16 protein-coding genes and 3 pseudogenes are annotated in these 21,514 nt (G+C 66.9%); 5 read left to right on the top strand and 14 right to left on the bottom strand.

The genetic code is table 11. The features are described 5' to 3' along the window. The first annotated feature begins 46 nt into the window (after window positions 1-46). A complete protein-coding gene (gene ccrA, locus ABZ937_RS18210; protein ID WP_361692940.1) occupies window positions 47-1,273 on the top strand; it encodes a crotonyl-CoA carboxylase/reductase in 1,227 nt (408 codons plus the stop codon). On the opposite strand, the pseudogene bla reads toward ccrA, so the two are convergent. Further along, window positions 1,272-2,106 (bottom strand): annotated as a pseudogene (bla, locus tag ABZ937_RS18205) (class A beta-lactamase); the annotation flags it as partial. The gene ccrA and the pseudogene bla overlap by 2 nt on opposite strands. A 187-nt stretch (window positions 2,107-2,293) precedes the next feature. Between bla and ABZ937_RS18200 the strand changes: the two are divergent. Next, the gene (locus ABZ937_RS18200; protein WP_361692938.1) at window positions 2,294-3,028 is read left to right on the top strand and encodes a hypothetical protein; all 735 of its coding nucleotides are present in this window, start codon (window positions 2,294-2,296) and stop codon (window positions 3,026-3,028) included. Here ABZ937_RS18200 and ABZ937_RS18195 read toward each other — a convergent pair. Both ABZ937_RS18195 and ABZ937_RS18190 read right to left on the bottom strand, forming a co-directional pair. Continuing rightward, a pseudogene (locus ABZ937_RS18195) lies at window positions 3,010-3,282 on the bottom strand (transposase); the annotation flags it as partial. The gene ABZ937_RS18200 and the pseudogene ABZ937_RS18195 overlap by 19 nt on opposite strands. 163 nt (window positions 3,283-3,445) lie before the next feature. Then, window positions 3,446-4,239 (bottom strand): IS5 family transposase gene (locus tag ABZ937_RS18190; RefSeq protein ID WP_361693214.1). Its coding sequence is split into 2 segments (ribosomal slippage): window positions 3,446-3,918 and window positions 3,918-4,239, totalling 795 coding nucleotides; the frame shifts between segments, so codons are not numbered across the junction. On the opposite strand from ABZ937_RS18190, the gene ABZ937_RS18185 reads away from it, so the two are divergent. The 3 genes and pseudogenes from ABZ937_RS18185 to ABZ937_RS18175 all read left to right on the top strand — a co-directional run bounded on the left by ABZ937_RS18185 (window position 4,127) and on the right by ABZ937_RS18175 (window position 7,001). Then, window positions 4,127-4,933 (top strand): 5-formyltetrahydrofolate cyclo-ligase, encoded by an 807-nt coding sequence (locus tag ABZ937_RS18185; protein WP_361693212.1) that lies wholly within the window; start codon window positions 4,127-4,129, stop codon window positions 4,931-4,933. The two genes, ABZ937_RS18190 and ABZ937_RS18185, sit on opposite strands and share 113 nt — an antisense overlap. Before the next feature lie 818 nt (window positions 4,934-5,751). Further along, window positions 5,752-6,076: pseudogene (locus tag ABZ937_RS18180) on the top strand (site-specific integrase); the annotation flags it as partial. 292 nt (window positions 6,077-6,368) lie between these two features. Further along, the gene (locus tag ABZ937_RS18175) at window positions 6,369-7,001 is read left to right on the top strand and encodes a BTAD domain-containing putative transcriptional regulator (protein WP_361692936.1); all 633 of its coding nucleotides are present in this window, start codon (window positions 6,369-6,371) and stop codon (window positions 6,999-7,001) included. Between the two features lie 29 nt (window positions 7,002-7,030). On the opposite strand, the gene ABZ937_RS18170 is transcribed toward ABZ937_RS18175, so the two are convergent. The 11 genes from ABZ937_RS18170 to ABZ937_RS18120 are packed head-to-tail and all read right to left on the bottom strand — an operon-like array spanning window position 7,031 to window position 21,448. Beyond that, window positions 7,031-10,102, bottom strand: coding sequence for a hypothetical protein (locus tag ABZ937_RS18170; protein ID WP_361692934.1), 3,072 nt, complete (start codon window positions 10,100-10,102; stop codon window positions 7,031-7,033). Between the two features lie 13 nt (window positions 10,103-10,115). Further along, window positions 10,116-11,636: an IPT/TIG domain-containing protein gene (locus tag ABZ937_RS18165; RefSeq protein WP_361692932.1), complete on the bottom strand. Its 1,521-nt coding sequence runs from the start codon at window positions 11,634-11,636 to the stop codon at window positions 10,116-10,118. A gap of 34 nt (window positions 11,637-11,670) precedes the next feature. Beyond that, the gene (locus ABZ937_RS18160; RefSeq protein WP_361692930.1) at window positions 11,671-13,647 is read right to left on the bottom strand and encodes a hypothetical protein; all 1,977 of its coding nucleotides are present in this window, start codon (window positions 13,645-13,647) and stop codon (window positions 11,671-11,673) included. Further along, window positions 13,644-15,281: a putative baseplate assembly protein gene (locus tag ABZ937_RS18155; protein WP_361692928.1), complete on the bottom strand. Its 1,638-nt coding sequence runs from the start codon at window positions 15,279-15,281 to the stop codon at window positions 13,644-13,646. The genes ABZ937_RS18160 and ABZ937_RS18155 overlap by 4 nt, the downstream gene beginning before the upstream one ends. A gap of 60 nt (window positions 15,282-15,341) precedes the next feature. Next, a complete protein-coding gene (locus ABZ937_RS18150; RefSeq protein ID WP_361692926.1) occupies window positions 15,342-15,704 on the bottom strand; it encodes a GPW/gp25 family protein in 363 nt (120 codons plus the stop codon). 8 nt (window positions 15,705-15,712) lie between these two features. After that, window positions 15,713-16,198: a hypothetical protein gene (locus ABZ937_RS18145; RefSeq protein WP_361692924.1), complete on the bottom strand. Its 486-nt coding sequence runs from the start codon at window positions 16,196-16,198 to the stop codon at window positions 15,713-15,715. Window positions 16,199-16,204: 6 nt separating this feature from the next. After that, window positions 16,205-16,999: a phage baseplate assembly protein V gene (locus tag ABZ937_RS18140; protein ID WP_361692922.1), complete on the bottom strand. Its 795-nt coding sequence runs from the start codon at window positions 16,997-16,999 to the stop codon at window positions 16,205-16,207. Beyond that, window positions 16,999-18,129 (bottom strand): contractile injection system protein, VgrG/Pvc8 family, encoded by a 1,131-nt coding sequence (locus ABZ937_RS18135; protein ID WP_361692920.1) that lies wholly within the window; start codon window positions 18,127-18,129, stop codon window positions 16,999-17,001. The genes ABZ937_RS18140 and ABZ937_RS18135 overlap by 1 nt, the downstream gene beginning before the upstream one ends. Then, entirely contained in the window at window positions 18,126-18,719 is a 594-nt protein-coding gene (locus tag ABZ937_RS18130; protein WP_361692918.1) for a hypothetical protein, read from the bottom strand. Before ABZ937_RS18130 ends, ABZ937_RS18135 begins: the two co-directional genes overlap by 4 nt. Window positions 18,720-18,725: 6 nt before the next feature. Next, a complete protein-coding gene (locus ABZ937_RS18125) occupies window positions 18,726-19,442 on the bottom strand; it encodes a hypothetical protein (RefSeq protein WP_361692916.1) in 717 nt (238 codons plus the stop codon). Continuing rightward, the gene (locus ABZ937_RS18120) at window positions 19,442-21,448 is read right to left on the bottom strand and encodes a DUF4157 domain-containing protein (RefSeq protein ID WP_361692914.1); all 2,007 of its coding nucleotides are present in this window, start codon (window positions 21,446-21,448) and stop codon (window positions 19,442-19,444) included. The genes ABZ937_RS18125 and ABZ937_RS18120 overlap by 1 nt, the downstream gene beginning before the upstream one ends. Between the last annotated feature and the right edge of the window lie 66 nt (window positions 21,449-21,514).

Genomic DNA, 21,514 nt, shown 5'->3' with positions numbered 1-21,514 from the left:
ACCCCCTGCTCGACAGCAACGACAGAAACACCAGGTGGAGGAAGAGTTGACCAAGGACCTGTACGACATCGGACAGATGCCTCCGCTGGGCGAGGTGCCCTCGCGTATGCACGCGTCCATCATCCGCCCGGATCGCTACGGTCCGCCGGAGCAGGGCTTCGCCATGGAGGTCGTGGACACGCCGCGCGTCGGCCGGGGCCAGGTCCTCGTCTATGTGATGGCCGCGGGCATCAACTACAACAACGTCTGGGCCTCCCTCGGCTACCCGTACGACGTCATCGCCGGGCGGCAGAAGCGCGGTGAGCCGGAGGACTTCCACATCGGCGGCTCCGAGGGGTCCGGCATCGTCTGGGCCGTCGGCGAGGGCGTCACCTGTGTGAAGGTCGGCGACGAGGTGATGCTCTCGGGCTGCACCTGGGACGAGACCGCCCAGGACATCCGGATGGGCGCCGACCCGATGACCTCCGCCACCCAGAACGCCTGGGGCTACGAGACCAACTACGGCTCGTTCGCGCAGTACGCGCTCGTCGACGACTACCAGTGCCACCCCAAGCCGGCCAACCTGTCCTGGGAGGAGGCCGCGTGCTTCCTGCTGACGGGCGCGACCGCGTACCGGCAGCTGTGCGGCTGGGCCCCGCACACCGTGGAGCCCGGCGACCCGGTCCTGATCTGGGGCGGCGCCGGCGGCCTCGGCTCGATGGCGATCCAGATCACCCGCATCCGCGGCGGTGTCCCCATCGCCGTGGTCTCCGACGAGGAGCGCGGCAAGCACTGCCTGGAGCTCGGCGCGGAAGGGTTCATCAACCGCAACGACTTCGACCACTGGGGCCGACTGCCCGACACCACAGACAACGTGGCCATGGGCAAGTGGATGAAGGGCGTACGCGCCTTCGGCACCAAGTTCTGGGACATCCTCGGCGAGCGCCGCGCTCCCAAGATCGTGCTGGAGCACAGCGGCCAGAACACCATCCCCACCTCCATGTACCTGTGCGACACGGCAGGCATGGTCGTCATCTGCGGTGGCACCAGCGGCTACAACGGCGATGTGGACCTGCGGTTTCTGTGGATGCGTCAGAAGCGCCTCCAGGGCTCGCACTTCGCGAACATCCGCCAGTGCCGCCAGGTCATCGAGCTCGCCGCCAGCAAGAAGCTCGACCCGTGCCTGTCGTGGGTCGGTGACTTCGAGGAGACCGGCCTGGCGCACCAGCTGATGTACGAGAACAAGCACCCGTCCGGGAACATGGCCGTACGCGTCAACGCGCTGAGCACCTGACAGACAGGGCGACCGGTGGGCGGCCGGATGGCCAGGCGATACCGACGTTGTTGTTGACCCCGTAGCTGCCGCCCCCGGTCTTGTCGGACACCCTCCAGGCGGCGGGCAGCCCGGCCGCGCAGGCGTTCACCGCTGGTGGTGCTGGCGAGCAGTCAGTCGGTGAGCAACCGGCGGTCACGGTGGGCGAGTTCGCCTCCGAGGACGAGACGGGCATACGTCCGCCCGATGGCCCGGGGTGTGGTGGTGTCCGTCTCCCGCCACGGCTCCGCCGAGTTCAACTCGGGCTCCCAGCGGTCCAGGCGGGTGACCCGGTCTCCGGTGGAACGGCAGAAACGGGTGATGGCGGTGGGCCCGCCCAGCTCGCGCAGCAACAGGTTGGCGGCGGCGTTGTCACTGTAGGTGATCGAGCACTCGCACAGCTCGGCGACCGTCCTACCGTTGGCGAGGTTCTCGGCTTTGCCGGTGATCGGTGCGTAGCCGGAGTCCTTGACACCTTGGGCGGTGTAGCGGATGCGGCGGGCCAGGAAGTCGCCTTCGCGGTCCAGGTCCCGCAGGACCGCCGCCGCGCCGAGGGTCTTGAACACCGAACACATCGGGAAGCGCTCGTCCACCCGGTACACCACCGTGCGTCCGGTGGCGGTGCCATGGGCGTACGCACCGAGGCGTGCGCCGTGCTCCCGCTCCAGGGCACGCAACTGCCGGGCCACCGCGCCGGTCGCGGGCGAGGCGGCCCGGGCCGGGGCAGCCGGCGACACGGCGGCGAGCGCCGCCCCGGCTCCGGTCGCCAGCACTGTGCGTCGGCTCGCACGAGCTCCGATGGATCGCACAGTCATGTTCTTTCGTTCGGTCATTCGTACGATGGGATATCTGCCATGACACCACTTTCGCTCCGCCCCGGTTACTGAGAATTTCGAGTTGCAGTCGGGTAGTGACGGTTCAGTCCGCTGCATCAGCTTCGGCACAGCCTGATAGCCTGCGATCTTCGCCGGTCACCCGGACGGAGTCCCCCGGCAGGTCGCCATGTCACACCATCAGCAGCTCATGACAGCCCTCGATGCACTGGACCGCGCCTTCGCCTCTGAAGAGCCGTTCCCCGTCGGAGGTTGCACGTACTGCTACGGCGAGGAGGGACTCGCCGAACTCTCCAGGCCGCTGCACCTCATACCCGACGACATGGTGTCCGCGGCCGCCGGAGAGGTGCCCAGCCACTGGGACGACTTCCCGCGTCTCTACCGCCGCCTCGTCCCGCGCATCATCCGCCCCCTTGTCGCCGGTCAGTTCCACGTCTCCGAGGAGATGATCGCCACCCGCCTGGTCGAGGCGGGCTGGAGCACCTGGGACGCGCCCCTGGCCGACGCTCTTCGCAACGTCTGGACCGCATGGTGGCAGGCCACGTTGCACACCCACCCCAGCCCGGTGTCCATCAGGGACACCCTCGGCCTCATCACCGTCGCCACCGACAGCCTGCGCCCCTGGCTGGACATATGGACCGCCACCCGGACCCCGGCCGCCGACGCGCACTTGGCGGACCTGATGGTCGACGTGCTGTTCGAGTACGAGATCACCGACCTGAGCCTGGGGTTCCACAGCGAGTACCACGCCACCGCGGAGCTGGTGGAATGGCTCCTCACCGATGTGCGTGACCGTGTCACCGACTCCCGTCTCGACGACCCGGACTTCATTCACCACCTCCAGCAGCTGATCAGCGCTCCAGCTGACGTCTCAAACGACGCGGTTCACAAGGACGACTTCTGAGCTCTTGGGGTTGATGTCGGCTGGTCGGTGAGTGTGAGCCCGGTGCCGGTGAGGCAGCCGTCGATCAGGTCGGGGCGGAGTTGGATGTGGCGCAGGCCCGGTCGGAGGGTGCGTTCGAGGTGTTCGTCGTCGGTGAAGGCGGTATTGGCCAGCGGCCCACGCCGTAACAGCGACCAGACGCCCTCGACCGGGTTCAGGTCTGGCGTGTACGAGGGCAGTTGGATGATGGGGAGCCACTCGTGTGCAGCCGCGTAACTGCTGCGCCGCGATCGGCGAGCGATAAGGCATCCGGTCGACGGCAAGATCATGGTTCTTATCGAGGAGGGCATTTTCCTGTCTGGCCCCGAAGACACGTCGATCTGGGTGGACGCGTATCGGATCGACGTCCACCCGACGACCAACCTCGCCTTACAACGGCTAACACAATGAGTTCAGTTGTCGGTGGCTGATCAGGCAGCAGGCCAGTTTGAGGAACGCTTCGTGGATGTCTGCTCGCCGTTCCCAGCGCACACGCAGCCGGCGGAAGCCGTGGAGCCAGGCAAAGGTCCGCTCGACCACCCACCGGTAGACGCCGAGCCCGAAGCCGTGCCCGGTCCCGCGCCGTGCGATGGCGGGCACGATGCCGCGGGCGCGGACCTGTTCGCGGTAGCTGTCGTGGTCGTAGCCGCGGTCCGCGTAGAGCGTGACCGCCCTTCGGCGGGGCCGGCCGACTCTGCCACGGACGGGCGGAATGGCATCCAGCAAGGGCAGGAGCTGGGTGACGTCGTTGCGGTTGCCACCGGTCAGGATGACCGCCAGCGGGGTGCCGTGTCCGTCGGTGATCAGGTGGTGTTCGGAACCGGCCCGGCCCCGGTCGACCGGCGACGACCCCGTGAGGCTCCCCCTTTTAACGCCCTGATGTGCGAGGAATCGACCACGCAGCGGGACCAGTCGAGCTTCCGTTCCGCGTTCAGCTCGGCCAGCAGCACCTCGTGCAGCTGCTGCCAGACCCCGGCCTTGTTCCAATCCCGCAGCCTCCGCCAGCACGTCATCCCCGAACCGAATCCCAGCTCCGTGGGCAGGTACTCCCACTGGATGTCCGTGTGCAGCACGTACAGGATCCCGCACAGCACCTGCCGGTCCGGCAACGGCTTCCGGCCCGGATACCGGAACCGGCGTTCCCTCCTTGGCAGCAGCGGCTCGATCCGCTCCCACAACTCATCCGACACGATCCACGGGGTCTGGGACGCTCTCGACGCCGCCGGCGCGGTCTACGACGACAGTGCTCACGGCCGCATTCCCAACTTCCGAGGGGCCGACGAGGTCGCGGCACGGCTGGCTGAACTGGACGGGTGGAAGGATGCGAACGTCATCAAGGCCGTGCCGGACAAGGCCCAGCTACCTGTTCGGGTTCGTGCCCTGAGCGAGGGCAAGCTCGTGTACATGGCAGTCCCGAAGCTGGCGGCGCTGAAGCCCTTTTACCTGCTCGACCCGGCCGCCCTGCCGGTCTCGCCGCAAGAGGCAGCCACCAGCCGCGTTGCGGCCACGATCGCACCCATGGTCGAGGTCGACTCCCTGCGTCCGGTCGATGTCGTCGTCCTCGGGAGCGTCGCGGTCAATCGGGACGGTGCCCGGATCGGCAAAGGCGCCGGCTACTCCGACCTGGAGTTCGCACTCCTGACGGAAGCCGGCCTTATTGGGCCCAGCACTCTCGTGGTGACCACGGTGCACAGCCTCCAGGCGATCGACACCCCGATTCCAGTCACTGACCATGACGTGAAGGTCGATCTGGTCATCACGCCTGATGAAGTGATCGAGTGCACGGATCCGCAACGGCCGGAGGGCATCCTCTGGGATCACCTTGTCCCGGCCAAGATCGCGGCGATCCCGGCGTTGCAGTCAAGAATGAAGTCGGCAGAACGCTGAACCGTGCGGTTGGCGATCACTCCATGGTGGAGAAGCAGCTAGGCTGGCGCCAGCGGCCGAGTGCAGCGTCTCGGTCTACGGTGCAGGGGCCTGACCCGGACGGTGCGCGTCGCACAACCAGCCGGCGGCGTAGAATCGGGCGGGTTCTCCGCACGGCTGCACACCTGCGCCGCATCTACCTGTGGTCCTGTTCGATTGCACTTTCGCAGCGACAGGCATGCTCCTGCCGGCGACACGGTCGGGCGAGTCGTAGAGACCATGTCTCTCGGCGCAGGTCGCGTCTCCCTCGGGGGCTGGCTTCCAGAGCTCAGCGGCCGTAGCACCGCTGCCCGCGCTTCGGGCAGCTTCGGTAACGGCGTCGAGATATCGTTCGTGGTCCCCGGCAGGCGTCCAGAATTTCATGGTTCCCAGCCGCTCACGTATCACGACCCGTACGCATACGCCAGCAGCGGCGTTTCGTATGAAACTGAATGGAAGGGGGCGCTCCGGAAGCCGGATGACCCTGGGTGGGTACACGTCCGTACGTAGCCATGGGACAGCCGTGTTGGTATTGGCGATGATCAAACTGTTCGTGTGCCACATGTCCGTTATTCCTGCACGCCGTGCCCGATCATCACGTGTTTCTACCCGGCGGGGGTTCTCTTCGGACCTCTGTACTTCAAAACCGATCTAGACGCCGTCTTGGCCTCACTCAGGACATCCGTGCGGATCGCGCCGCCGCTGCTGACCTTCTCGGCCGAGGCCTTGTATCCGCCTTCTTCGGCAGCACGGACGGCGCGTTCCTTGTAGGCGAGGTGCTCTTCCGATCCCGTCCGTGGAACGGCGAGGCGGCGGCCGTGAACCTCAACAACATCGTTGCCGACGACGTGTACCGGGTCACGGAGCAGGTCAACCAGACCACCGGCCAGTACGCCCCGCTCAAGCACCGAGTGGTGCGCCGACAAGCACGGCACCGTCAACGGCTACCTGCTGCGCCACCCTAGCGATCCATCCCGGACGTTCCCGCACTTCGCGTCGAACTGCCTGAGCAACGGCATTCCGATCACGGACGTCGCCGAGTGGATGGGGCACAAGAGCCTCGACCTCACGTTCGAGATCTGTAGGCACCTGATGCCCGGTTCGATCGGCACGGCCGCCAGGGTCGGCGCCGACCCCGCGCGTCGGTTCGGGCTTCGGCCAGTGGCTGCTGGTCTTGTGCTGACGGCCGTTTGCCGGATGAGGGTCACTCGAAGGGATTGAGCGTCACGCAGGAGTTGGCGACGGGTGATTTTTCCCCGCCCGAGCTTGCATAGCCTTCCCTATTGGTGGGAGCGGAATTCTGTCGGCACCCACCGCGCAGTCGACGAGAACGAGGTAGGGACGCACCGTGCTGCCTCACTGTATGCGCCTTCTTGGGGCCTTCCAACTCGAGTGCTCCGCCGCCGGAGCCGTCAGCGTGCCGCCGAACGGTCAGCGGGTCCTGGCTTATCTCGGCCTTCAGAGGACCGTGGCCCGGACTGTCCTGGCGGGTACCCTGTGGCCGGACGTCACCGAGGAGAACGCACTGGGCAGCCTGCGCACGGCTCTCTGGCGGCTGCATCGCGGACGGCATCCGATGGTCGAGAGCCGCGGGGGCGTCCTTGCGCTTTCGGACGGCGTGCAGGTGGACGTCCATTCCTTCACCCGGGCCGCACTGCTCGTACTGAACAGACCGGCGGCGCTGGGGGACGAGGTCCCGCCGGAATTGCTGTCCTGCGGTGAATTGCTGCTCGGCTGGGACGAGGAGTGGGTGCTGATCGAACGGGAGCGGTTGCGTCAACTGCGCATGCACGCTCTCGAGTCTCTGAGTGCCGTCCTCACCGAGCGGGGCTGCCATGGTCTCGCACTGGAGGCAGCCCTTACCTGCGTGGCCTTGGCGCCGCTGAGGGAAAGCGCCCATCGTGCCGTAGCCGCGGTGCATCTGGCGGAGAACAACGTGGTGGAGGCGTACAGGCATTACGAGATCTTCCGACGGCTGCTCTTCGACGAGCTGGGCGTGGAGCCGTCGCAGCGCTTCCGGTCGATGTTGCCGCCCCGCCGCTACGGGTGACGCGACGGCGGGGCTCCTCGGCCTTTTCCCTACTGGACTTCGCTTGTCTTCCGTACGCCGATGCCGCGCAGGCTCACCCCCGGTGTGGCCAGTGGGTTCAAGTCGGAGTCGCGGGTGCGTCCGCTGATGTCGGTCACGCGCAGGGCGGGTGACTTCATGTTGTTGCCGGGCAGCTCGAACGTTTCGGTGACTCCTGTCGACTCACCGAGGCTCACCCACTCCTGGTCTTCTTGCGAGAAGGCTTCGACCCGGTAGGCACGCAGATCCGTGTCGGGGCGGACGAAGACGGTGACGTCCTCGGACCCTTCCAGCACGACGTCTCCGTCGAAGCCCACGACCAGCTGTCCGCCACCCCCCAGTGCGACGAATGCGTCCGGACTTTTGTCGTGGACGGTTCCCAGGACGGCTTCCGAATTCCCGTGGGTGTTGTTGGTGGTGAGGACCCCGGGGTCGAAGGTGATCACCCGGTTCGGGTAGTGGAGTTCCCGCAGAGGCGGGAATTTCACTTTGGTCACCGGCACGCCGTCGAAGGAGAAGTCGATGGTCGGTTCGACTGCTGGGTCGTGCCGCACGACAGTGGTGTAGGTGCCGTCGAGTTGGCTGACGATCTCGCCGTGTTCGGTGCCGGTCGCCGTCAGGCCGAAGCCGCCGACAACCTGCGGATCGATCATCATCACGTTGCCGAACCGGTCGCGTGGGATCAAGGTCACTTTCGCGACGCCGGGCCCTGTCTGCTGGATGTCGATCCGGGTGTGATCCGGGTCCGGCTGGACCAGTACGTACGTCTCCTGCTTGGCTTCCCGGCGGAAGTCGATGCCGTCGATGGTGCCGGTCGCCGTCACGTAGAACGTGTAGTGCTCGGGCGTTTGGGTGTTCGTGAACGTGGCCGAATAGACGCCCGTTCCCTCCTCGTCGGTCATCTGCAGGCTGACATCGCGCGTGGTGTGGTCGAAGCTGAATCCGGCGAGTTTGGCGGCGCGCTTCTTGACCAGCGTGGGAGTGGCGTCCAGATCGTCCAGCTGGGTCTGGGCCTGTTCCATGGCTTCGGCCGGGATGTCGAGGGCGGAGAGCCAGTTGGCCATCGATTGTGTGGGCGCCGAAGTGGAGAGGGAGACCGACGCTCCCGTCACGGGCATGCCCGCGGCGGTCAGCCTCGCGGAGATGGTGATCGGGTCGCCGGCGAAGTAGTCGGTCTTGTCCATGCCGAGCGACACCTCCAGGGCGGAGTCGACCAGTGCGTCGTATGTGTACTTCTCGGCGCGGAAGTCTCCCGGTCCGCCATCGGGCGCGGGGATGTCGGCGGGCGCGGTGATGACGAGCGTCCATGTGCCGTAGCGCGTGGACGCCTGGCCGGCGGGACCGGTCCGTCCCTCGCCGCTGAGGAACCCTGGGTCGATGAGATAGCTTTGGGAGCGGTTGTCGCCACGGAAGGTGACGCCGCCGAAATTCCCACTGCCGGCGGTCTCTGGCGTGATGCGTTCCTGCAGCGGTGTCAGCAGCTCCAGCCGGAGCCGGGCCTGGTCGGGAGTGTTCCAGTTGATCACCAGGGCCGCGCGGCGGTCGAACTGGTTGAGCAGGACCTCGTGGCGCACTTCCGGAGTACCGGCGAGGAACAGGCCGTTCGGGTCTTTTGGTGAGGCCGTCGGAGCGAGCCCTGACTTGAGCGCGTCCCGCAGGGCCGCCGCGAGTCCCGTGGCAGTGGTTCCCTCCTCGTCGACGGCCCGGTGCTGGCCGCCGCCGGCCGAACCGGAGCACAGCTGCTTCAGCAGCACGTGATTGACGTCCGTGAAGCCTTCGATTCCGTAGCCGACCGCGAACATCGAGATGTTCCTGTCGGCCAGTGAGGTTCCGGGCGGGGCCGTCCCCGTGGGAGGAGCGACGAATTCCATCGGCATGTGCGTGCCGGAGTTGTGGGCGCCGTCACTCATCAGGACGAGCCAACGACGGTTCGCCGCTACGCTGAGCGCGTCGCTGCCGAAGTAGCTTGTCGCCGGGGCGAGCACTCGATCGAGTCCGTCGCCCATGGGAGTGCCGCCGTCGGGAACCACCTGCGCGACTGCTGTCTTCGCCGTCGCCGTGCCATCGGGTTGGGGGATGGCCGTCATCCGGACGAGGTCGAAGGTTGCCGCATTGTTCGGATCGGCGGCCGGGAAGCGGGCGATTCCGAAGCTGCCGCGTGCCGCGCCGAAGTGGGCCAGGAGGTCGAGGAACTGGCTGGTCGCCGAGGAGAGTTCGCTCCAGCGGGAGTCGGGAGAACCCTGGGGGACGAACTCTCCTTGTGCATCGGAGGCCATGCTGCCCGAGGCGTCCAGCAGGAGGACGACCTCCAGGCGCTGGACCGTAGCGGTGAGCGACACTTTCTGGTTGTGGCCGGCGCTGCTGGACGCCGTTGTGTCCGGCGGTGTGGCGGTCAGGGCGACCATCGCTTTGATCTTGCCGTCGGGCGCAGGCGGAGCGCCTGGGGCGTCGAACTTGATCGCCAGCGGTGCCGTCCCGGAGGGCGGAACCGTCAGTGGCAATGGGGAACCGAGTGTGAAGCCCGCGGGCAGGGCCGGAGCGACCGAGGTGATGATCAGTGGCCCGGTTCCCTTGTTGGACACTTGTACCCGCTGCTCGAGGGAATCGCCGGTCAGCACACGAAAGGCGTGGTCCGCCGGGGACACGACGATCCACGGCTGTGCCGTTTCGGCCTCCGAATCGGCCACCACCCAGGTGAATTCGCGTGCGGCCGACAGGTCCTTGTTCCGGATGCCGAGCTGCCATTCCTCAGTGGTGTCCTTGTCGAACCCCATCCGGATTCTGTAGACATTGCCGGACTCGCTGAGCTGCTGTACGTCGCCGACGTAGTCCGCGAGATCGTCACTACGGAACACCGCAGTGGTGAGCGCAGTGATCTTCACCTCGGCGCCGGTCCCCGCCTTGATGAACAGTTCGGGCGGGCTTGAGCCGCCGGCCATGGCGACGCGGATGAACATCATCTTGACGTACGCGCCGGCCGGGACGGACGGACCGGTCAGTTGACTGATGGGGGTGAAGGTGATGTCCCCGGCAGCCACTGTCAGGGGTGCGGTGGGGGGATCCGGGAAAACGGCGAACGGCATCGTCGTCCTCCTTTCATGGCTGGGACTGGACTGTGAACTTCGCCGGGCTGGTGACCGTGCCGCCCTGGGTCTGCACCTTGACGTCGACGGGCCCGGCTGCAAGACCGGCCGGCACCTTCACGACGATCTGGGTCGCTGTCGGCGCCCCTTGGATCGGGGCTTCTGTTGTTCCGAAGAACACCTTCGGGGTGCCGACGTTGAAGTTGGTGCCGCTGAGGGTGACGGGCTGGCCCACTTGGCCGAGCTTGGGTGTGAAGGGAACTGGTCCGAACGTCGGTTTGGGGATGCTCGGCTCGGCTTTGAAGAGGTCCTGGCTGATGGTCTTGCCCGCCGCGGTGCGTACGGCGATGGGTACGTCGGCAATCTCGGCACCCGGTGGGATCAGGCCCTCGGGCACCCTCACCCTGATCTCCGTCGGTGACGGCGAGCCCACCACCTCGGCCCGCACGTCACCGAAAGAGACCTCGGGAGTACCGAAACCGAAATTGAATCCGAAGAGGACCACCTCCGTCTGCGGCACGCCGTGATCGGGTCTGAACTGTCCCCCGGCCGGAGCGAAGACGGGATCGGGCAGGACGGTGAACTTGATGGTGGCCGTCGCCCCACCGATATCGTTGGCGACGGAGACCTCGACCTGCTCGGGTTGGCCATGCGGCGTCAGACCGGCCGGCACCCGAGCCACGATCGTGGTCGCTGTCGGGGCCCCCTCGGGATCCGCCCTATGCCCACCGAAGAGGACCTTCGTCGTGCCTACGTCGAAGTTGCCGCCGTTGAAGATGATCGGCTGGTTGACCACCCCGCTCCTGGGCGTGAACTCCGGAGCCGCTTCGGGGGTGAACCTGGGGGTGAGCAACCGTTCCATGAGACTCAGCCGGGTTTCCAGGTGCGAGACCGTCAGACGACGAGTCCGCAGGTCCTGGATGTCGGACTGCTCGATGGTGGCCTTGCCCGCAGGACGGGTGAGCAGCGCCAGCCGATGGTACGCATGGCCCTCCTCCGGAGGGTCCGGTACCTCCTCGGACCCCTCGCGCACCCGGACCACCCATGCGGGTTTGAGCCTCACGGAGGTCCGGACGCCGACGTCCTCGCTGTTCAGCAGTTCCCGGTCGACTGTTCCGTCCTCCTCCACCAAGCTCACGTCCAGGTACACGAGGTCCTTGCGGGAAACGGTGGGTGTGGTCAGTGGATCGTCGAGGTGCTGGCTGCTGTACGTGATGTCCTGTGCGATCCGCACCTCGATTCCGCCGACCAGACAGGTTCCCGTCCCTGCCGTGCCAGTAGTGATGCGGAAGTCGGGCTGGTTCTGTCCGCCCTGGGCGGGCAGGGCACTGATTTTGAAGCCGTCGTCGCCCTGGGCCGTTCCGTTGCCGATGTAGCGGGTGACGATGTCGCGTACCGTGCTGGCCAGCAGGTCCTGCAGAAGATTCAGGTCGCGATCGAGGATCGGTACACCCTGCTCCATGTGGATGCCCACATAGCCCTGCTCCCGGCTCTTCTGCAGAAATTCTTGCGGTGACTTGGAATAGTCGCCCATGGTGTTCTCCCTGTGTTCCCGGGCCTTGGGCCGGCTATTCCGTGATGAATACGGGGCGTGCCGACACGGGCATGAATTCCTCCAGTACGCCGGCGAGCCGGGACACCGCCGCCTGGATCTCTTCGGAGGTCTCTGTACGGGGGGTGAGGTACAGCCCGACGGCGTCCCGCGTGATGCGTCCCCGCCCGGCGCTCCGGGCGGTGTCGTACAGGTACCTCTGGGGGTCCTCGAAGGTTCCGTGCAGTGGGAGCCGGTCTCGGGCACGGGTGTCCACGGTGGTGGTTCCGGCGTACCGGTGGTCGAGGGTCAGGGCGCCGGAGGCTGTGCTTCCGTGCCGCAGACTCTGGTTGGAGCGGTGGAGGAGGAGTGTGCCGGCCTCGGTGTCCAGAGCCAGGGGGGCCCGCATGGCGTGGGTGCCGGCGAAGAGCTGTTGAGCGGTGCCCCAGGTATCGGAACCGATGTCGAGAACGTTCCGGAAGAGTGCCCAGCCACCCAGGCGGGTGGAGCTCCAGAACAGCTCGACGGCGTCGTTCCCGGCTGCGCGAGCGGCCGGCTGGCGGTCGTGGTCCCCGTCGGCCTGCCGGGTCAGGCGTCTGACGGGGGACCAGTCACTGGCGTTCGGGTCCAGCCCCTGCTTGGAGCGGTAGACGATGTGCCACCGGGTCTGTTTCTGCTCGGCCGGTTCCTGACGGGCCCAGAACACCCACAGTTTGGGTGCGGTGGCGCCGGGATGGAAGAGGACGAAGAGGTCGTCCTTGAGGCGGGCGTCGTGCTCACTGTCCGAAGGAAGGACTGCGGGGGTGGGCAGTTGCCAGTCGGTGGCGTCGCGCCGGTTGTACTTGAGCTGCCAGGTCCCGGCCCCCTGTTCGAGCCAGAACAGCCAGAGGCCTCCCTCGTCGTCCGCCACCGCGGCGGGCGTCCGTTGATCGGATGCCCCTTCCTTGAGCAGGGCGGGCGCGGACCACTTCTCGCCCCTACGGTCGGCGTGCCAGATTCGCCAGATGCTTTCGCCGGGCGCGCGGCCCTGCCAGTACAGCCGCAGGGTGTCGCCCTGCACAGCCGCCGTGGGGTACTTGTCGACGCCGGGTCGGCTGATGACCGGCGCACTCGGCTGCCACACGCCGTCTGCGAGACGCTTGCCCCAGATGTCCCAGTCATGCGCGCGGCGGGTGTGGTAGAAGAGCTGAGCCGAGTTGCCGGGCCCAGGGACCGCAGCGGGTCGTCCGTCGTGGACGAAGTGCACGGATGCGAGGGCCGGCTCCGACCACTGCCCCTGTGAGTCGCGCAGCGCACCCCAGAGGGTCTGGCACTCGGGCTCGTTGGTACGTGCGACGTTGTGCACGAATTCCTTGGTGCGGTTGGTCCAGCCGGTGACCCTGGCCACGGTTGCGTCGAGAACTCGGACTGAGCCGATGGCCTGGTAGATGTGGGGCGCGGAGCGAACCTCGTTGCGCTGTGCGGCCAGGGGCAGCCGGTAGTCGGTGTGCCAGCCGATCCAGTGGGCCAGCAGCGGTAGCAGGCGCCCGTCGACACACAGCGGGTCGACGAGTCCCAGCGCCGCTCGCGCATGGCTGTAGAGCCGGTCGAGTTCGCCGCCCGGGAGTTCGAGGAAGCGGCGCAGTTGACTGCGCTCGGCGTCGTACCGGTGGTACACCGCGGGCAGCAGGGAGTGCAGGAGCTCTGCGAAGCCGTACGGTGTCGTGGCCATCGCGGTGGTCCGATTGTGCCTGGCGTCGTCCGTCGACGGGGCGTCGAATACCGGCGGATCTCCGGTGAAGGGGAACAATGCGTAGTAATAGGTTCTCTCGCCATGGACCGGTCTGTCGGTGACCGTTGTGATACCGACGCCTTCGTCGACCGGCACTCCGTCTTTCGGTGTGGCCGGATAGTCATGCCGGCCACGGACCACGGCCACACCGACGGATGCATCCGTGCCGGGCGGATAGCGCCAGGCGATGTCGATCCGGTGGCCGTCGGGATGGGCCTTCGCGGTGATGTCCAGCAGCTTCACGCTGAAAGCCTCCCCCGCTCCAGTAGCTCGACCTTGAGTCCTGCCTCGTAGCCCGGGGCGTCGGGGACCATGGGGACCTCGTGGGGGCCGAGCTCGATCGTTCCGTGCTGGGCAATGAGCGGCTGGGGGCTGTCGCCCCGCCGGAACTCGGTGATGTTGACGAAGTCCACGCCGGGTACGTCCTGGATCCGGTCGTAGAACCGGCTCAGATGGACCGTGTCCCCGAAGCCGACCCGGTCGAAAGCGAGCAGTTCCGCAGCCGTTCGCTGGACCGCGGCCACCACCTCCGATGGCACGAAGAAGCTTTCGATGCCGATTTCGGCGGTGACGTGGATGGCGACGTAGGACACGTTTTTGATCTCGACGATCTGACCGATCATTCTCTTGTCCTCGAAGTAGTCGAGGAGATCCGCTTGGAGTACGTCGCTGACGTTCCCGCCGCCCTGGGGTGCCACGTACAGCCACACCCTGCTCCAGCTGGTGGCGAGAGCACGTACTTTGCCGACGCCGTTGAAGCTGAGCGCCAGTGCCTCGTAGTCGGCGGCGGTCACCGCACGCCGCAGGGATCTGAACACCGCGGGGGCCCGACGGACCGCCTGTGCGATGTCTTCCCTGTCGGCGCCGCCGGTGGCCGGGAGAGGGTTGAAGACCTTGGCCTGGAGCCGCACCAGCTGGGGTGCGCCGATGATGGTGGTGATGGCGTGAGCCGGTACGTTGCCGGCTCTGCCGCCTCCTACGCGGTAGGTGGCTCTGATCTCGGCTCCCTTGGTCGGGATCGTCCCGAACCTGCCGTTCCCGGCCTCGTCGCCTTCGCCTCTGCCGTCTCCGAAGACGATGGTTGCCCGGTCCTCCGCATCGATCTCGACCACGTAGTCGGGCATGCCGGGCTTGCTGAACGCCAGGCTGTCGCGCCGTGTCCAGTCCGTCGCCTTGCCGAGCAGATGAGTCCTGATCCGCAGGTCCTGCAGGGCGTGCGGTGTGCTGCCCGGCGGTCGAAGGACCGGCCGCGACTGGATCAGGGCGAAGCGCTGATTGGGTGTACCGTCGGACACACCGAGAAGCTCGTCGCGGATCTGTCGCCCCTCCTTCACGGGGATGCCGCCTCGAACGGGGCCCGGCCGGGGCGCGGCCGGGTCGCCCGGTCCGAACACCCGCATCCCGGTAAGGGGATCGACCTCCACATTGCTGAAGTCGATCGTGATCGGTGCGTCGTCGACGTACTCGAAGCGCAGGCTCGGTCTGTCCCGGGTACTGCTGGTCGCGAATGCGTCCCCGGGGTGGATCTGTACCTGCTGCTCCACCTCGGCCGGGACGGCGATCGCCAGGACGGTCGTGGACGGTGCGGCCGTGCTCAACTCGTACCCGATCAGTCGTAGGTGCTCAATGACACTGCGTCGGGTGCGGGCGGTGCTGAGGAAGCTCTCGTTGGCCACCCGGTCCTGGTAGTAGCTGAGGAGATCGCCCATGTGCGCGAAGAGTTCAAGCAGGACGTTCCCGAAGTCGGCCTCGTTGGTGAAGTCCCGCCACTCGTGCAGCTTCTCCGGGATCCGCTCCCGCATCGCAGCCAGGAGACTCTCGTAGTCGCGGGCCATGTAATCGATGAAAGGCTGCCCGCCTGCCTCTGTGATCTCCACCAGCACTCCTGTCCAAGGTTTTCCGTCGATGACTCGAGGTCCGTGCGGCGGTCGGCGCGTTCACCGGAACGTGACCCGGACGGCCCGCCGGGTGAGGTCGCGACGGCGTATGTACGCGAGCTCCACCGTCGCGGCATCGCCGTCCGTTCCGACGTCCACGGCGTCCACCACCAGTTCGTCGCCCAGCCAGCGGGTGAGTGCCTGGCCGATGGTGAACTCGACGGCGGCGGCCATGATCATGTTGTTCGGGTCGAAGACGAGGTCGAAGAGCCCGCAGCCGAAGTCCGGCTGGTTCACCCGCTCTCCCGGCCTGGTGAACAGCACCTGGATGATCCTTCCGTGCAGGTGCTGGTCGTCATCCGGTGCCTGGGCGATCCCGCCGGCCTCATCGACCGCGAAGGGGAATCCGATGTGTGAGGTCACCGTGTCTCCTAGGCGGTACAGGTGATGAAGGGCTGTCCCTGCGCCGACACCTTCGAGCCGGCCGGAGCGCCGATGCCGCTGCAGGTGTCGATGGGGTCCCCGTCGAGCAGCACCTTCACGCCGTTGATCGTCAGCAGCGCGCTGCCCGCTGCCGCGTTGGGCGTTCCCGTCCCCAGAGGTACGTCCGTGATCACCAGTGAGAGCGGCTGCGGCACTGGAGCGGGGGGCAGGAAACTGCTGCCGGTCGGCCCTGAATGCCTGCCGAGAGGGGGTGCGGTTTCGGACGGTGGGAGTGTGCTTCGGCTGGTCACCAGGGCCACGGGGACGTCGTCGATCCGCACGAGGTCGCTGAGGCCTTGCGTCATCGAACCGGAATAGGTGAACTCCGCGGTGCCGGTGTAGGGGACGGGCGGATTCGAGGTCGTCATGCCGGTCACGTTGTGCCTGTCGGTGCCGTTGACCGGATCCCCCTCGACGACGACCAGCTTGCTCACCACCGCTCAGCCCTTCTTCAGGTCGATGCCGGCCGCGACGATCGTGACCGTCTGGCCCGACGCGTCGATCGAGAAGGGCACGACGGAGCGGAGGGTCATGGCGGAGTCGGTCATGCGGATCGAGTTGCCGGTCGTGTCGGTGAGTTCGATGCCTGCAGTGGACAGCTTCACGCTGTTGCTCCGGTTGTCGGCGATGGTCACGGCGGAGTCGGTCATGCGGATCGAGTTGCCGGTCGCGTCGGTGATCTCGATGCCGTTCTTGTCGAACACGATGGTGCTGTTCCGCTTGTCGACAAGGGTGAAGCCTTCGCCGTCCATCGTGATCCGGTGTCCGTGACGTCCTTCCCGCAGGAGCAGTGACTCCTTGCCGTCGGCGTCCTCGAACTGGACGGTGTGGCCCTTCGAGGTCTTGATGATCTTCCGGGTGGGAGGATCCTGCACATCGGCGGTGGTACTGCCGTCGGCCGCCTGTGGTGTGGGCAGCTGGCTGTTCGAATCCGGCCGGGTCCAGTAGGTGCCCACCCAGACGGGGAACTCGAGATCACCCTCCTCGAACTCGACCCAGACCCCGGCATCCCGTTCCGGTACGAACAAGAAGCCCTGGTCCGCGGCTCCGCCGTACGGGAGGCAGGGCGTGGCCCACCCCGTGACCACATCGGGGCCGAGAACACTCGGCACGCTGACTCTCAGTCTGCCGAGCCGGGCGGGATCCCTGTCGTCCACCACGCGCCCGCGGTACTTGCCGTAGAAGCGGCGCTCGGTCTTCTCCAGCAGATCCGCCACAGTTCGTTCCAGTTCCATCAGATGCCTCCTGTGAGTACGGCGAGGAGACCACCGCCCTCGCCCGAGAAGACTTCGTCGCCCTTGGGTCTGAGCGCGTTGCGCTTGGCGCGGAAGCTCTGGGTGTAGCCGTCCGCGGTGAATCGGTGCGTGACATGGGTGACGTAGTAGACGCCGCTGTACGCCTCGCCTGCTCCCTTGATCAGCACGGTCGCGCGCGGCATGAGGACGGTGCCGTACTCGTTCGCGGCGACGTCGCCTTCCGCCGTCACAAACCATTCGCTGCGGTCGTGCAGCCCTTGACACAGGGCGGACATTTCCGCCGCGCCGGTCGTGACTGCGCGGGTGACGCAGAGCAGTCCCGCCTCGTCCCGCGGGGTCTTGAGCGAGGCGGCCGGTTCGGCTCCGAGGATGGGCCGGCGGCCGTTTTCGGACCGTGCCTGGAGCATCTTGCCGCTCACATGGTCGAGCTGCGTCATAACGGCGTCCACCGGCACGAGGGCGTTCGCCTCGAGCTGGATCTGGTCGACGTTGGTTTCTTCGCCGAAGTGCACTGCCAGGACCGGTTGCGTCGCGCCGTCCGTCGGGGGCGGTCGGAAGCACCCGCGGTCCGCTTCCACGAAGCACTCGAAGCCGTTGCGCAGCGCCAGTCGTCTGAGGAGCTGGATGTCCGTCTCGCGTTGGATGATCGTGGACACGAGCTCATCGTGGACGACCTCGGTGTCGGTGACGTCCGGCGTGAGTCCGTACGCCTCGAACACCTCGGCCGCGATGTCGCTGTCCTTCTTGTTGGGCCAGTCCTTGAGCCGGTCCACCCGGTCCATGAGGACGCTGGCGTCCATCCCCCAGATTTCCAGCCGGCACTGGTCGAGCCGGCTCCCGAGGTGCGGGCGCAGGTGGGTGATGTAGCCGGAGATCAACTGTGTGAAGTCGTCCTCCAGCCCCGCGGTCACGACCACGCGGTGCCAGAGGGCGAAGCGTTCGTCGTCCACGTACGGCCATGTGCCGTCGGTACCCAGGAGCAGAGCCAGGTCGATCCGGAACATCCCGGCGAGTTCGTTGTCGAGTTCTACCTCCAGACTGACCAGATCGGCGTAGAGCTCCTCCACTTCGGAGCCGTCGATCTCGATGCGCAGGTGGTCGTGTTTCATGACCCCGCCCCTCCGCCCGCCGCGACGGGGACGACGATCCGTCGTCCGGCCGGCCCGCTCACGGACCATGTCTCGACCGTGAGCCCCGCACCCTCGATCGCGTCGGCGATGGCGGCGCTGTCGACGGTGGCCCGGTTGTGCGTCACGGTCACGACAGGAGTGCGGCGCTCCGTCACGACGGTCACCTGCTCTCCCTCCAGTGTCACCACGGAGTGCTCCAGGGCCGTGTCGTGTCGCACGGTCACGTTCTCGACGCCCACTGTGGCGGACAGGGCGGCGAGTGCCCGCGCCCACAAGTCGTCATTCGCCACTGTCACCTGGTACGACGTGGTGACCAGGGCCTCCTGGCCGGTCAGGGCGAGTGGTGAGAGGAACTGCGGGTTCGCGTCGCAGATGCGCCAGTACTGGAGGGGCTGGTCGTAGTAGAGGAAGGCCAACTGGTCCAGCCGGTCGCCGTCCCCGAGGATGTGCGTGAAGGTCCCGGTGACCTCGGGCAGCAGTCGTAGATCCTTGGCGACCACGGTGCGACCGTCCTTGCCGGACACGGCCACGTCGGGCACCTGGCGGTAGCGGGAGCGTTTGCTGAACACGGACGATCATCCCGGGACGACGACGTTGGCGATTTCTGCGATGTTGGCCAGGTTGAGCAGCGACATCGCCTCCGACATGGCCTTCGAGTATCGGTACGGCACGCTCTTGCCCTCGATCACCGTGAGGTTGACGGCCACCGTGGCCCTCAGTGGATTGAGATCGGTGCTGAACTCGGTCTCGGTGATGTTCATCGAGGTGATGTTCACCGGCAGGACCCGCTTGCGACCGAAGATGAAAAGCACCATCGGCGGATTGGGGCTGCGCGCGAAGCTGAACCCTTTGGGCTTTCCCAGCAGCGCGTCGACGGCGGCGCTGATCACGCCCTCCGCCTTCGGACGGACCATCTGCTCCAGCGTGGCGAGCCGGGGCGCGATGCCGAACTGCTCTGTGATCGTGTCGCGGTCGTCCAGCTTGTCAGTGGCGTCGAGCCGGATGTCGAAGCCGATCGTCTCCTCCTGCACGGTGACGAGCTGCTTCTTCTGGAGTGCGCTCAGATTGTCGAACTGGCCATGGAAGGCCCGCAGGTCACGTCTGGATCCGGCTCCGGGCCCAGAGCCGTGGCGGGCGTCCTCGGCGCCGGGAAACGTGAACGACAGGCTGCGGTTGCGGGTCACTTGCACCGGATTGAACTGGAAGACCACGGCCAGCGGCGGAAGGCTGAGGCCGAATTCGATGAAAGCGCCACGGAGGATCTTGGGCTTGTTCGGGAATCCGTTGCTCACTAGTGACACCTCATGGGGCCCAGTCGGCACGAGCCGTGCGGATACGTCGTCTCCACCCGCTGTACGACGTACTGATACGGTTCCACCTTGGTCATCCAGGCGAGGCACTGGAAGATGAAGAGGACCTCCTGCGCGGAGGTGAATCCCTTCTTCGTCCGCACACCACCCGGGTAGTAGCGGCGTTCGCCTCCGTAGTCGAACCGCAGCGCGGCCTCGAACGCGTTCGGGCATCCGTTGGCGTCCACCAGCCAGGCCCGCCAGGTGGGGTGATGGGCGGGGGCGCCGACCGTGTGAAGTCCGCCGTGAGGCGCGAGGCTCTCCACGGGTACCCGGGCGCTGTCCGGCTCCGGTACCGCCCACACCACTACGGGCACGGCCGTCCCGGGTACCCCGACGGTCCACATCAGTGCCTGGACGAAGTTGGTGATGTCGATGCACTGGGCTCCGAGGCTGATGTCGTCCGCCAGCTCCCACGGATACGTGTGCAGCGGCACACGAAGGTTGTACGTTCCCCATTGCTCCATGAGGCCGGAGACCAGGCGATGCGGATCGAGTCCGCTGCGCTTCGCCACTTCCCCCACCATCGTCACCGCGGTACGCATCCTCTTGTACGTGACTTCGTCCGGAGCCACCGGCGTTCCCGCGGTGACGAACACGGTGTGCCTGCTCCTCGCCACCTCGTGTCGCCAGCCCAGCCACTCCATGGACCACACGATCCGGCGGTCCTCCAGTTCGGTGATCGCGTCGGGCAGCGCGGCTGCCGAAGTGAGCGCCAGACGCTGGTTCGCCCCACCCCGCAGACTCCCGGTGTACGAGAAGTTGAGGGCGGGTTCTGTGCTGCTGCCGGTCAGCCTCACCGGCGCCGAGGGAGCGCTCGGGGGAATCACGTCGATGCCGAGCTCCACGGACACGCGGGTGCCGCGGGACTGGCTGATCGGACTGCTGGTCACCTTTCCCTTGTCCGCCGACCATTCCGGCTCACCGTAGGGTGGCCCGTTGCTGCTCCAGTCGGTGGTGTTCTCCTTGAGCATTCCGTGGTCCGACCGGAAGGTGATGGCGCGTACGGAGGTCCCAGGATGCTCCTGCTCCTCCGACTGCCGGGAGCCGCCGGCTCCCAGGGCGCGGTCGTGCAGGTCCGCGAGCTCCCGCCGACGTGCGTCAGGGAGTGCGGCCATCAGCCTGCCGTAGTCGATGGCGGCCAGTGTGGTCGCCAGCCGTGGCGTGGGCAGCGACTTCAGCAAGTCCAGGACCTCGACGGCTTCCTTGGGGGAGACGGCCCAGTCGAGCAGTCCGTAGGAGAGCCTGACGTCGATGTCTTCCATGGTCGCTGCGGGTGCCCGGAGCCCGGTGACGTCGGCGGCCAAGGCGTCCCATTCGGCTACCCGGTTCTTCGGCAGGTTGTCGCGCAGCCGCTGTGCGAGGTCCGCTCTCGCGAAGACCACGGCCTGCTGGAACCTCGGTAGAGCCTTCACCAGACTCAGGGCGCGCAGCGCGTCCTCGTCGGTGATCGCCCAGTCGAACAGCCCGTAGCTGAGCAGTTCCTCGATCTCCGCCATTTCCGGAGTCGGCGCGCGCCGGACCGCGGCCGGAGCGCCCTGCCGGCCCTGAACCACATGTGTCAGTTCGTGAGCCATGAGCAGGTGGTCGTGCTCGCTCTCCCCACGGCCGAGGTAGACATGGTTGCCGGCCGTGAACGCCCGGGCCCCGAGCTGGTCCGCCATCTCGTGGGTCTGCGGATCGCTGTGCACGCGCACGTCACGGAAGTCCGCGCCGAAACGAGGTTCCATGAAGGCGAGCGTGGACTTCGCCAACGGCCGTTCAGCGGCGGGAAACGGGCTCTCGATCCGGTGTGCCCACTCGGCGTCCGTCGCACCGGTGGGGCGCCGGACCGACACCGGTCGTGCCCGGTCGGCGGCCCGCGCGCCGGTCGATCCGGGCAGGGCGACGACCAGGGCGGCGACCCGGTCGGCCTCCGCCTCGTGCGGGTCTGCCAGGAGACCGGCCATCGGCTTCGGCCGCACACCGCGCAACCGGCATTCGTCACAGCAACTACCGCTCCCCTCCTGCTTCCG

It is taken from the genome of Streptomyces sp. NPDC046727, assembly GCF_040645635.1.
Taxonomy (GTDB): Bacteria; Actinomycetota; Actinomycetes; order Streptomycetales; family Streptomycetaceae; genus Streptomyces.
This window is presented reverse-complemented; position numbering and strand designations above follow the sequence as displayed.